Source organism: Levilinea saccharolytica, assembly GCF_001306035.1.
Classification (GTDB): Bacteria; Chloroflexota; Anaerolineae; order Anaerolineales; family Anaerolineaceae; genus Levilinea; species Levilinea saccharolytica.
This window is the reverse complement of record NZ_LGCM01000012.1, coordinates 1-12,221: the sequence shown is the minus strand read 5'-3', so window position 1 is coordinate 12,221 and position 12,221 is coordinate 1. Positions and strand designations below refer to the sequence as shown.

Annotated in this window: 9 protein-coding genes and 1 pseudogene; 8 read left to right on the top strand and 2 right to left on the bottom strand. The window is 58.9% G+C overall.

Annotated features, from left to right (window positions below; all coding sequences use genetic code 11):
- The first annotated feature begins 118 nt into the window (after window positions 1-118).
- From ADN01_RS02640 to mutS, 8 genes are all read left to right on the top strand, one after another.
- Window positions 119-1,063, top strand: coding sequence for an ABC transporter substrate-binding protein (locus tag ADN01_RS02640; protein WP_201778617.1), 945 nt, complete (start codon window positions 119-121; stop codon window positions 1,061-1,063).
- Between the two features lie 129 nt (window positions 1,064-1,192).
- Window positions 1,193-2,068: a branched-chain amino acid ABC transporter permease gene (locus ADN01_RS02635; RefSeq protein ID WP_062418107.1), complete on the top strand. Its 876-nt coding sequence runs from the start codon at window positions 1,193-1,195 to the stop codon at window positions 2,066-2,068.
- A 2-nt stretch (window positions 2,069-2,070) separates the two neighbouring features.
- Window positions 2,071-3,117 carry a branched-chain amino acid ABC transporter permease gene (locus tag ADN01_RS02630; RefSeq protein ID WP_082142752.1) on the top strand — a complete coding sequence of 349 codons (1,047 nt, stop codon included), beginning with the start codon at window positions 2,071-2,073 and terminating at the stop codon, window positions 3,115-3,117.
- Window positions 3,098-3,871, top strand: coding sequence for an ABC transporter ATP-binding protein (locus ADN01_RS02625; protein ID WP_062418106.1), 774 nt, complete (start codon window positions 3,098-3,100; stop codon window positions 3,869-3,871). The genes ADN01_RS02630 and ADN01_RS02625 overlap by 20 nt, the downstream gene beginning before the upstream one ends.
- Entirely contained in the window at window positions 3,868-4,587 is a 720-nt protein-coding gene (locus ADN01_RS02620; RefSeq protein ID WP_062418105.1) for an ABC transporter ATP-binding protein, read from the top strand. Before ADN01_RS02625 ends, ADN01_RS02620 begins: the two co-directional genes overlap by 4 nt.
- A gap of 137 nt (window positions 4,588-4,724) precedes the next feature.
- The gene (gene alr, locus ADN01_RS02615; RefSeq protein ID WP_062418104.1) at window positions 4,725-5,882 is read left to right on the top strand and encodes an alanine racemase; all 1,158 of its coding nucleotides are present in this window, start codon (window positions 4,725-4,727) and stop codon (window positions 5,880-5,882) included.
- A 178-nt stretch (window positions 5,883-6,060) separates the two neighbouring features.
- Entirely contained in the window at window positions 6,061-8,301 is a 2,241-nt protein-coding gene (locus tag ADN01_RS02610) for a clostripain-related cysteine peptidase (protein WP_075070910.1), read from the top strand.
- A 111-nt stretch (window positions 8,302-8,412) separates the two neighbouring features.
- Window positions 8,413-10,983 carry a DNA mismatch repair protein MutS gene (mutS, locus tag ADN01_RS02605; protein ID WP_062418102.1) on the top strand — a complete coding sequence of 857 codons (2,571 nt, stop codon included), beginning with the start codon at window positions 8,413-8,415 and terminating at the stop codon, window positions 10,981-10,983.
- A 61-nt stretch (window positions 10,984-11,044) separates the two neighbouring features.
- Here mutS and ADN01_RS02600 read toward each other — a convergent pair whose 3' ends face one another.
- Together ADN01_RS02600 and ADN01_RS20010 are read right to left on the bottom strand one after the other, a co-directional pair.
- Window positions 11,045-11,872 (bottom strand): polyphosphate kinase 2 family protein, encoded by an 828-nt coding sequence (locus tag ADN01_RS02600; protein ID WP_062418101.1) that lies wholly within the window; start codon window positions 11,870-11,872, stop codon window positions 11,045-11,047.
- A gap of 167 nt (window positions 11,873-12,039) precedes the next feature.
- Window positions 12,040-12,221, bottom strand: a pseudogene (locus ADN01_RS20010) (IS982 family transposase); the annotation flags it as partial.

The following is a 12,221-nucleotide window of genomic DNA, read 5'->3' as shown; positions in this document are numbered from 1 at the left end:
CCAGTTATGATAAAGGAGGTCGGTCGGCATTGGTTTACTCCGTTTCTAAAATGCTTCCGGAAAACCTATTTTAGTGGAGATCTGGTGCCGATCAACTATTCTTTTGTTAAAGTGTCAGGTGGCTAGTATCGAAGATAACGCTGGCAAAGCCGATCAAAGCGCCGCCGCTGCCCAAAAACTGATCACCCAGCAGAATGTGGCCGCCATCATCGGCCCGAACGCCAGCCGCTATGCCATCCCTGCCGCTGAAGTGGCCGAAAGCTCCCAGGTGGTGCTCATCAGCCCCTGGTCCACCAATCCCAAAACCACCATCGTGGAAAAGACTGGTGAATCGAAAAAATACGTCTTCCGCGCCGCCTTCATTGACCCCTTCCAGGGTCGTGTGGTAGCTAAATTTGCCCTCGACAGCCTCAAAGCTACCAAAGCCGCTGTACTCTACGATGTGGCCTCCGATTACAACAAGGGTATCGCCGAATTCTTCAAGCAGACCTTTGAAGAAAACGGCGGCACGGTGGTGGCCTTTGAAACCTACACCACCAATGACAAAGATTTCTCTGCCCAGCTCACCAAGATCAAAAGCGCCGAGCCAGATGTGATCTTCCTGCCCAACTACTACAGCGAAGTGCCTCTCCAAATTCAGCAAGCCCACCGCCTCAACATCACCGTCCCCTTCCTGGGCAGCGACTCTTGGGGTTCGGCTGAGCTCATCAAGCTGTGCGGTGTGGACTGCGAAGGCTACTACTTCAGCACCCACTATGCTCCCGACGCGGCCACGCCCGTCGCTCAGAAGTTCATCGAGAACTATAAGGCCAAATACGGCAACGTCCCGGATGATGTTGCCGCCTTGACCTACGACTCCTTCGGTCTGCTCTGGTCGGCTCTGCAATCTGCCGGTTCTGCCGACCGCCAGGCCATTCGCGACGCCCTGGCCAAGATCCCCAATTTCGAAGGCGTTACCGGAACCATGCAATTCAAGGAAGGCTCCGGCGATCCCATCAAGAGCGCCGTCATCCTGCAAGTGAAAGGTGATCAATTCATCTGGTTCGCCAACGCCGCCCCATAAGCGCGCGCGCCAAGCTGCCCCTCCTGTCAAAAATCAGGAGGGGCAGCTTTTCCTTGCAAACCCGCCTATCAAAGACCCGGTTTGCTGTGGCCATTGCTTCACTACCGCTGTTAAAAAAGGGCGGCCTCTATGACCTATTTCCTTCAACAATTCCTCAACGCCTTACAACTGGGCAGTATTTATGCTCTGATTGCCCTGGGTTACACCATGGTCTACGGCATCCTGACCATGATCAACTTCGCCCACGGCGATTTGTTCATGATCGGCGCGTTTTTCTGCTTCATCGCCGCCGGTTTGCTCAAACTGCCTTTTGTCCCCACCCTGCTTATCTCCATGGCCGGCGTCGCCCTCCTGGGCGTGGCCATTGAGCGTGTCGCCTACAAGCCGCTGCGCAACGCCCCGCGCGTCTCAGCCATCATCACCGCTTTGGGAGTCGGCTTATTCCTGGAAAACTTCACCCTGGTCTTTAGCCCCTACCCTCAATCCGTCCCCACCCTCATCCCTAACCAGACCTGGATGCTCGGACCGGTATCCATCTCCTCCCTGCAAATCATCATCGTGCTGCTCTCCATCGGCCTGATGATCTTATTGGACCTGATCGTCCAAAAAACCATGATCGGCATGGCCATGCGCGCCATCTCGTGGGATAAAGCCATCGTCCCCCTCATGGGTGTGCCCCTCAATTTGATCATCTCCATCACCTTCGCCATCGGCACCAGTCTGGGGGCCGCTGCCGGTGTCATGTACGCCCAGGCTTTCCCCGTCATTGATCCCTACATGGGCATTATGGTGGGCTGGAAAGCCTTCATCTCCGCTGTGGTCGGCGGAATTGGCAACATCCGCGGGGCAATGATCGGAGGCTTCATCCTCGGCCTGGTGGAGATCATGGTAGCAGCCTTCATGCCCTCCACCTACCGCGACTTCGTTGCCTTTGCCCTGCTGCTGGTGCTGCTCATCTTCCGCCCGCACGGCATCCTGGGCAAGCCTCGTCCCCAAAAGGTGTAGCCATGAAGCAACCTTCCTCCGCATTCACCGTCTGGCGCGCACGTTGGGAGACGATCGCCAACAACCGCAAGGCTCTCCCCATCCTTTTGGTGCTGGGCCTTCTGCTCTCCTTTGCCATCCCCCAGTTTAACCTGGTCAACCCCTACATCCAGTTGATCATCATGTACGTCGGCATCAATATCATCCTCACCACCAGCCTCAACCTGATCAACGGATACATGGGCGAGTTTTCAGTGGGGCATGCCGGCTTCATGGCCGTGGGGGCCTATGCCTCCGCTGTCCTCACCACCCAGGTGCTGCCTTCGGAGTTGAACCCCTGGCTCTTCCCTTTGGTGGTGCTGGCGGGCGGCATCGCCGCCGGACTGGTAGGCCTGGTGGTGGCCATTCCCTCCTTCCGTACCCGCGGCGATTACCTGGCGATTGTCACCCTGGCCTTTAACATGATCGTCAAATCCATCATTGAGAATATCGAGGCCATCGGCGGCCCGCGCGGTATCCCCGGCGTCGAAAAGCTCACCACCTTGCCCTGGACCTTCTTCTGGACGGTTCTGGCCGTGTGGGTCATCCGCAACTTCATTTATTCCAATCACGGCCGCGGCGTCATTTCCATCCGTGAGGATGAGATCGCCTCGGATCTGATGAGCGTCAACACCCGCCAGGCCAAGCTGCTGGCCTTCACCATCTCATCGTTTTTCGCGGGCATCGCCGGAGCGCTGTTTGCCCATCTGCTCCAGTTCATCAGCCCGCGCGTGTTCGACATCATCAAATCCACCGATATCCTCATCATGGTCTACCTGGGCGGCATCGGCTCCATCACCGGTTCTGTCCTCGGCGCCACCATCTACACCGTCCTGCTCGAAGTGCTGCGGCCGTTGGGGATGTGGCGCATGGTGCTCATGCCCCTCGTCCTCGTGCTGCTCATGCTCTTCCGCCCCCGCGGTATCATGGGTCTGCGCGAATTCCGCTGGTTAATCCCCCTCCAAGATCTGCTCGGCAGCAAACGTTGGCGCCAAAAGAAGGAGGCCTCCGATGCCACTCCTGCAAATTGATCACGTCACCCACTATTTCGGCGGGCTGTGTGCGGTCTCCGATTTCAATCTGGCCCTGGAGTCTGGTGAATTAGTGGGCATCATCGGCCCCAACGGCGCGGGGAAAACCACCATCTTCAACCTCATCACCGGTGTGTACCGCGCCTCCAAAGGCAGCATCAACCTGAGCGGCACGGAACTGGTGGGCAAATCCCCCAGCCACATCACCACCCTGGGCATCGCCCGCACCTTCCAAAATATCCGCCTATTTAAAGACCTGACCGTCCTCGACAACGTGCGCATCGCCCACTATTCCCAAGCTAGCTACACCCCCTGGGAATCCCTCCTCCACGTCGGGCGGTACCAGGCGGAAGAAAAACGCATCATAGAACACTCGATGGAATTGCTGTCGGTCTTCAAGTTGGATCACCTCTCCGATGAACTGGCCAAAAACCTGCCCTACGGCTCGCAGCGCCGCCTGGAAATCGCTCGTGCCTTGGCCACCCACCCTCAGCTCCTGCTGCTGGATGAGCCTGCCGCGGGCATGAATCCTAACGAGATTATGCAGCTCATGGAGTTCATCCGCTGGATCCGCGAGGATTTTAATCTCACCATCCTGCTCATCGAACACCAAATGCGGCTGGTCATGGGCATTTGTGAACGCTTGAAAGTGCTGGATTTTGGGAAAACCATCGCCGAAGGGCTGCCTTGGGAAATTCAAAACAACCCCCTGGTTCTCGAAGCCTATCTGGGAGAAGAAGGAGGAGAGCTATGAGCGCCGCCGATGTCCTCCTTTCGGTACAGGACCTGCAAGTGTCCTATAACAACATCCGTGCTGTCAAAGGTATCAGCTTCGACGTGCACGAAGGCGAAATTGTCAGCCTCATCGGAGCTAACGGCGCGGGTAAATCCTCCACCCTGCGCGCCATTTCCGGTCTGATCCCCTACACCGGCACCATCGCCTTTCAAGGCAAAGATTTGCATAAAATCCCCGCCGATCAGTTGGTCGCCCTGGGTATCGCGCAGGTACCCGAAGGCCGCGGCATTTTTGGCAACCTGACCGTGTACGAGAACCTCAAGCTGGCCACCTGGCAGCGCAAAGACAAGCAGGAACTGCCCAAGGATTACGAGCGCGTTTTCACCATCTTCCCCCGCCTCAAAGAGCGCCGCTCGCAGCAGGCCGGAACCCTCTCCGGCGGCGAACAGCAAATGCTGGCCGTCGGCCGCGCGTTGATGAGCCGCGGGCGCGTGATGCTCCTTGACGAACCATCGATGGGTCTGGCGCCGGTGCTGGTGCGCGAGATCTTCCGCATCATTTTGGAGATTAACAAGACCGGCACCACCATCCTCCTGGTGGAGCAAAACGCCAATATGGCCTTGCGCGTGGCTAACCGCGGCTATGTCCTGGAAACTGGCGTCATCACCCTTTCCGGCAGCGGCAGCGAACTGTTGGGCAACCCTCGCGTCAAAGAGGCCTATCTGGGCGGTTAATTTCCGCACCGCCAATTGGTGATATACTCAATTCTGTAGGGAATTTCCACGCTGATCTCAGGGTTCTGGTCAAAACCGACCAGAACCCTGGCTTGCGGAAACTCCCCACCCATCTTTTTCTTTTCGCGGGGTGTCTTATGTTAGAAGGCATTGTAACCTGGGCTGAAATTGATCTGGATGCCATCGCCGCCAACGTGCGTTCTTACATTCGTCATGTCGGCCCGAAGGTGGAAGTGATCGCCGTGGTCAAAGCCAACGCTTATGGGCATGGGGCTGTGCAGGTGGCGCGCGCTGCCCTGGCCGCCGGGGCCACTCGTTTGGCCGTTCACCGCGCCATTGAGGGCGTCGAGCTGCGCCGTGCTGGAATCACAGAACCCATTCTCATCCTCGGCTATACCCCGCCCTCCGGCGCGGATCTGGCTGTGGAATGGCGGCTGACCCCCAGCCTGATCACACCGGAATTTGCCCAGGCCGTTTCTGCCCGGGCTGCCGCCTCCGGCATCACCCTCAACCTGCACCTCAAGGTGGATACCGGCATGAGCCGCTACGGTCTCTTCCCCCAGGAGGTCATCCCCTTCCTCAACCAAATCCAATCCCTCCCCGGCATCCACGTGGAAGGCATTTTCACTCACCTGGCCACCGCCGATTGGGCCGACAGCACCTTCGCCGACCAGCAGGTGCAGCGCTTCCAAGAGGTGGTCACCTCCGCCCGTCAGGCGGGCCACCCCCTGCCCCTGGCGCACATGGCCAATTCTGCCGGAACCATGAAGCTGCGCTCCGCCCATTTTGACGCCGTTCGCCCAGGGATTTCCATGTACGGCATGGACGCCTCGGACCAATGGCCGCCGGTCTTCCCCCTGGTGCCGGCCCTCACCCTCAAAAGCCGCGTCAGCCGCGTGTATGACCTGCCCGCCGGCGCGGGCATCAGCTACAGCCGCACCTACATCACTCCCGGCCCCATGCGCGCTGCCCTGGTTCCGGTCGGCTACGGCGACGGCTACCACCGCATCCTATCTAATCAGGGCTTCGTCCTCATCCACGGCCAGCGCGCTCCCATCCGCGGACGAGTGTGTATGGATCAGTTTGTTGTAGATATTAGCGGCATCCCCGGCGTGACCCAGGATGATGAGGTCGTTCTGGTGGGCCGCCAGGGCGCCGAAACCCTGCGCGCAGAAGAGGTGGCCAGCTGGGCCAACACCATCAATTACGAAGTCACCACTTCTCTCTTGCCTCGCGTCGCCCGCGCTTACCTGCGCGGCGGTGAAATTCAAGAGGTTCACAGTCTGGGTGGGTAAACCCATCCCCAAGATCGCTTGTTCTCTGCCCGCTTTCGCTGCGCCGGCGAAGGTGGGCTTTTTCTTGGGGGTTATCTCCCAGATTGTTTGACCGAAAAGCAGTAAATAAGATAGAATGACCCATACGGATAGAAATGTTCACCGGAGCCAGCTCCGAAAACCCCACCCAGGAGGAATCATGCGCCCTCGCCGCAATAAACTCTTACTTACTCTCTTAACCATTCTGGTGATTCAAGCCTTGATCTTAAGCTGCGGATTCCTGGATGAAGAAATCGCGGATGATACCGAAGCGATTCCCGCAGAAGAAGCCGTCCGCCCGCCCACCCGAACCCCCCGCCCCGTCTCACCCAACCAATCCACATCGGGTGATTCCTGGCTGGTCATGTTCTATCAAAACGCCGATGATCAGATTCTGGAAAAAGATATCTACATTGATCTCAACGAAGCTGAATTGATCGGCTCTTCCGAAAACCTCACCCTGGTTTCTCAAATTGACCGCTACCGCGGTGCCTTCAAGGGCGACGGCAACTGGACTTCGACCAAGCGCTTCTATATTGAGCAGGACGGCGATCTCAACACGGTCCACTCCACCGAAGTGGAGGACTTAGGCGAAGCCGACAGCGGCGATAAGCAAACCCTGGTGGATTTTGCCACCTGGGCCATCACCACCTACCCCGCCGACCGCTACGCGCTGATCCTTTCGGATCACGGCGCGGGATGGACCGGCGGCTGGAGCGATGATAATCCGGTCGAAGGAAGCCAGTTCACCGTCAACGATATTGACACCGCCCTGGCCGAAATTATCGCCAACACCGGCATCAACGGCTTCGAGCTGGTGGGTTTTGACGCCTGCCTCATGGCCCACATCGAGCCCCTCAGCGCCATCGCCCCCTATGCGCGCTACGCCGTGGCCTCCGAAGAGGTGGAACCCTCATTGGGTTGGGCTTACCACTACTTCCTGGAAAAGCTGGCCGAAAACCCCAGCATGGACGGGGCGGAACTGTCCCAGCACATCGTGGACGGCTACATCCGTGAAGATATCCGCATCGTGGATCCAGCCGCGCGCCGCGCCTATCTGGAAGAATTGGGCGTGCGCGGTGACATGAACCCGGCGCGCATGGCCGATGAGCTGGGCGGCAGCATCACCCTGGCAGCCATTGATCTCAGCCAGATGGGCACAGTCAACCAGGCCTTCAATGACCTGACCCTGTCCCTGGCCGAAGAAAACCCGCGCGGGGCCGCCAAGGCCCGTTCTTACGCCCAGGCGTATGAATCCATCTTCGGCGGGAATGCCCCCTCGCCTTTCATTGACATGAGCCATTTCGCCGAGCTGCTGCAAGACCTGTACGGCTCCAACAGCGCTGTTGGGCAGTCCGCCGAAGGTCTGCGTCAGGCCGTTCAGCAGGCGGTCATCGCCGAAAAGCACGGCCCCGAACGTCCCGGCTCCAACGGCATGGCCGTTTTCTTCCCCACCTCCAACCAGTTCCAGGATTTTTACCGCGCCTATGTCAAGCAGGCCAGCCGCTTCGCGGGGGCTTCCTTGTGGGATGATTATCTGGTCAACCACTACACCGGCACGGCGGTCAAACCTTCGGGCGCGGATTTGGCTCTTTTGGAACCCCAATACGGGCAGGTCCCCGACATGGCCCAGCTCGAAGAATCCGGTGCCGAGGTTTCCGAACCGGTGGTTGCCCCGGGTAAGGGCGAAATCACCATCAGCCCCCTCACCCTGGACCTGGATGAAATTCCTCCGGACGGCGTGGCCACCATTTCGGCGGATATTTCCGGCGGGAACATCGCCTATATTTACGTCTACACCCTCTACTTTGACGAAGAAAGCAATTCCTACCTCAGCGTGGATCTCGACTTTTTGGACGCAGGTGAAGTGAAAGACATCGGCGGGGTCATCTACCCCGATTGGGGCACAGACGACCCCTTGCTGCTGGATGTGGAATGGTCGCCCATCGTTTCCTTCATCAGCGACGGCAGCCAGGAAGCCCTGGCGGCGGCTGAGGCTGAAATTTACGGAGTCGGAACCGAAGATACCACCTACCTGGTGTGGGGGGCGTACACCTTCGTGGAAGATAACATCACCCGCGATGCGGTCATGCGCTTCGACGCCGAAGGGAAATTCATCAACATCTTCGGCTTCCTCGACGACAACGGTCAGGGCGCCCCCCGTGAAATCATCCCCCAGGTGGGCGATCAATTCACCGTGGAAGAAAAATGGCTGGAGTTTGACAACAACCCCGACGGCGAGATCGCTTACTACAACGGCGATACACTCACTTTCGGCGGCAGCCCTATGGAACTGGTCATTGACGGAACTTATACAGGTTCTTACGTGGTCGGCATCCTGGTGGAGGACTTCGACGGCAACACGTACGAACAGTTCACCACCATCACCGTATCGGAATAACGCACCTCATTCACCGCTCACCGACGTCCGGGCCTTGCGCTCGGACGCCGCGGGTTAACTTGCTCCCCTTTGCCCCTTGCCAGTTCCCTGCTCCCATTTTAGAATGAACCTATGGACGAAGACGTCACTCCCATCCGCCAGCAGTACCTGGACATCAAACGCCAATACCCCAACGCTATCCTTTTCTTTCGCCTGGGTGATTTTTACGAGACCTTCGACGAAGACGCCGAGATCGCCTCGCGCGAATTAGAAATTGTGCTCACCTCGCGCAATGTCGCCAAGGGCGTGCGCATCCCCATGGCGGGCATCCCCTATCACGCCGTCGAAAATTACCTGGCCCGCCTCATCGAAAAAGGCTACCATGTGGCCATCTGCGAACAGGTGGGCGAGCAGCCCGCCCGCGGCCTCTTCCCCCGTGAAGTGGTGCGCGTGGTCACCCCCGGCACGGTGGTCGAGCCTGGGCTGCTGCCTGGAGATCGCAACAACTTCCTGGTCAGCCTGGTGCTGCAAGAAGATCAGGCCGGGCTGGCGGTGGTGGACATCTCCACCGGCGAATTCACCGCCACCGAGCTGTCCGGCCCGGAAATGCCCAGCGCTCTGCGCGGTGAACTCATCCGCCTCAACCCAGCCGAAGTGCTGCTGCCTGATAATTTGGAAAATAGTCTGGATCTGCCCGGCCACCCCACCCGCTGGCCCGCCTGGCGCTTTGAACCCGGCCGCTGCACCGAAACCCTGCTGCGCCATTTCGCCGTGAGCACCCTGGACGGTTTCGGCCTGCGCGGCAAGGGCATGGCGGTGCGCGCCTGTGGGGCCTTGCTTCAGTATCTTCAGGATACCCAACCCGCCGCCCTCACTTTGCTGGTCTCGCTCAGCACCTATTCCCTCTCCGAATTCATGACCCTGGATGCGGCCACCCGCCGCAACCTGGAACTGACCGAAACCATCCGCAGCGGCACGGTCAGCGGTTCTTTGCTCTCCATCCTCGACCGCACCATCAGCCCCATGGGCCGCCGTCTGATGCGCCAGTGGGTCAGCAAACCCCTCCTCGATCTGCCCGCCATTCAGTCCCGTCAGGACGGCGTTCAGGCCCTGGTGGAGAACGGCATGCTGCGTGCCGAACTGCGCGCGCGGCTGAAACCCCTCGCTGACCTGGCACGTCTCACCAACCGTGTTCTGGCCGGGCATGCCAACCCGCGTGACCTGGTGGCCATCCGCACCACCCTCAATGCCGTCCCCACCGTGCTGGCGGTCTTCCCCTCCGAAATTACCCCTTTACAGGCCATCCTCTGTGAGATTGACCCCTGCGCCGCACAGTTGGAGCTGCTGGAACAGGCCCTCGCCGATGACCCGCCTGCTACGCTGCAAAATTCCGGCATCATTCGCCCCGGCTTTTCAGCAGATTTAGACCACATCATCGAATCCTCGCGCCACGCCCGCGAGTGGATTGCCAACCTGGAAAATGTGGAGCGCCAGCGCACTGGCATTAAGACCCTCAAGGTCGGTTATAACAAAGTTTTCGGCTATTTCATCGAAGTCAGCCGCGCCAATGCCGACAGCGTCCCCAGCGATTACATCCGCAAGCAAACTCTGGTCAACGCCGAGCGCTATATTACCCCGGAGATGAAAGAGTACGAAACCCTGGTGCTCAACGCCGAGGAGCGCATCCATGAATTGGAAGTGCGCCTCTTCCGACAGGTTTGCACCCAGTTAGCCGCCGCCAGCCCGCGCCTGCTGGCCGCAGCCCGCGGACTGGCCCATCTGGACGTCCTCGCCGCCTTGGCCGAAACCGCTGCCCTCAACGGTTATGTGCGCCCTCAGCTGACCCCCGACCCCATCCTCGACATCCGCGACTGCCGCCACCCTGTGGTGGAACATTCCCTCAGCGGCGTGCGCTTCGTGCCCAACGACGCCGTCTTTGAACCCGGTGAGATCGTCCGCCTGATCACCGGCCCCAACATGTCGGGCAAATCCACCTTCCTGCGCCAGGTGGCCCTGGTGGTGCTCATGGCCCAGATGGGCTCCTTTGTGCCCGCTTCCTCAGCCCTCATCGGTCTGGTGGACCGCATTTTCACCCGCATCGGCGCTCAGGATGAAATCCACGCCGGCCAATCCACCTTCATGGTGGAGATGATCGAGACCGCCAACATCCTCAACCACGCCACCCCGCGCAGTCTGCTCATTTTGGACGAGGTTGGGCGCGGCACCAGCACCTACGACGGCGTGTCCATCGCCTGGGCAGTGGTGGAATATATCCATAACCACCCCGAGCTGCGCGCCCGCACCCTCTTTGCCACCCATTACCACGAGCTGACCCAGCTCTCCGATCTCCTCCCCGGCGTACGCAATTACAATGTGGCCGTCAGCGAATCCGGCGGCCAGGTCATCTTCCTGCACAAGATCATCCCCGGCGGCGCAGACCGCTCCTACGGCATTCACGTGGCCCAGTTGGCAGGGCTGCCCCGTCCGGTCATCCTGCGCGCCGATGAAATTCTGCGCCAGTTGGAGGCTTCCTCCGGCAAGGCAGTCAAAATCAATCCCAACCTGCCGCAGCAGATGGCACTTTTCCCCGAAACCAACCCGCTCCTCAATGATCTGCGCGAAATTGACCTCAACACCCTCTCCCCCATTGAGGCTCTCAACCGCCTGTACGAGTGGCAGAAGAAATACATCAAACCGGCTTAAAGCCGCCCTGTCGGAATCAAAAAGGCGCAGGCTCCCCCAAGGGCCTGCGCCTGCGTTTTCCCTATTCGCTTTCGCTCATCAGACGTTTGCGGTTGGCGGTAATTTCTTCCTCCGGCAGCGCCGCCGGGTATTTCATATCCAGTTTTTCCAGGCAGTCCACCAGAATGGTCATCACCGCCAGGTTGCGCATCCAGTTGCGGTTGGCCGGGATCACATACCAGGGCGCATAAGAGGTGCTGGTGCGCTCCAGCATTTCCTCAAAGGCCTCCATATACTTTGGCCATAGTTTGCGCTCATCCAGATCGCCCGGGCTGAATTTCCAGCGCTTTTCCGGCATATCCAGGCGTTCCAGCAGGCGTTCTTTTTGCTCGTCGCGGTCAATATGTAAATAGAATTTGAGGATGGTCGTGCCCTCATCCGCCAGCATGCGCTCAAACTGGTTGATGTGCTCATACCGCCGCTGCCAGCGTTCCTCTGGGGCTAGATCATGTACCCGCACCACCAGCACATCTTCATAATGCGAACGGTTAAACACGCTGATCTCGCCCTTACCGGGGGTGTGGGGATGCACGCGCCACAGGTAGTCGTGCGCCAGTTCCAGCGGGGTGGGCGCCTTAAAGCTGGCCACCTTCACCCCTTGCGGATTCACCCCCTCAAATACCGCCCGGATGGTACCGTCTTTCCCGCCGGTGTCCATCGCCTGAAACACCACCAGCACCTGATGGCGCTGTTGTGCATACAGCACTTCCTGCAGTTCCACCAACCGGGCGCGCAGCTCCAAAAAGCGCTCTTTGGCAGAATCCTTATCGCCTTTCCAGGCGCTGGTATCGGCAGCGTCCACCCGATCCAGGTTCACTTTTTCTCCAGGTTTCACGCGGTAGCGTTCCATTCGTTTGCCTCCCGATGAGTCATGCAGGTTCGAATTCGGTCACTTGTTCAGGTACTATATCACAATCGCCAACCCTACGCCGTAAAAAATCACCCCACCCCTTACACCGGCACAGCGTCATTTCCGTGGCTGGCACGGCAGGATAATTCCTTAACTAACCCAAGTTGCTACCACAGGAAGTTGATGGAGGTCGCGAGGACAAACAGAGCGACTTTAAGTTCAAAACCACGTGCGGTCACCGCATGAATTGATTTTGGCAACAGCCGCTCCAACAAACTACCAGTCGTTTCAACCATTTTGCGAATGGAGGCTTGCAGATACGTGAAGAAAGGCGGAACGGGACGCAAGG

Coding starts and splice junctions, on each gene's coding strand:
- ADN01_RS02635 (WP_062418107.1), top strand. CDS start 1,193: ATGACCTATTTCCTTCAACAATTCCTCAACGCCTTACAACTGGGCAGT.
- ADN01_RS02630 (WP_082142752.1), top strand. CDS start 2,071: ATGAAGCAACCTTCCTCCGCATTCACCGTCTGGCGCGCACGTTGGGAG.
- ADN01_RS02625 (WP_062418106.1), top strand. CDS start 3,098: ATGCCACTCCTGCAAATTGATCACGTCACCCACTATTTCGGCGGGCTG.
- ADN01_RS02620 (WP_062418105.1), top strand. CDS start 3,868: ATGAGCGCCGCCGATGTCCTCCTTTCGGTACAGGACCTGCAAGTGTCC.
- alr (WP_062418104.1), top strand. CDS start 4,725: ATGTTAGAAGGCATTGTAACCTGGGCTGAAATTGATCTGGATGCCATC.
- ADN01_RS02610 (WP_075070910.1), top strand. CDS start 6,061: ATGCGCCCTCGCCGCAATAAACTCTTACTTACTCTCTTAACCATTCTG.
- mutS (WP_062418102.1), top strand. CDS start 8,413: ATGGACGAAGACGTCACTCCCATCCGCCAGCAGTACCTGGACATCAAA.
- ADN01_RS02600 (WP_062418101.1), bottom strand. CDS start 11,872: ATGGAACGCTACCGCGTGAAACCTGGAGAAAAAGTGAACCTGGATCGG.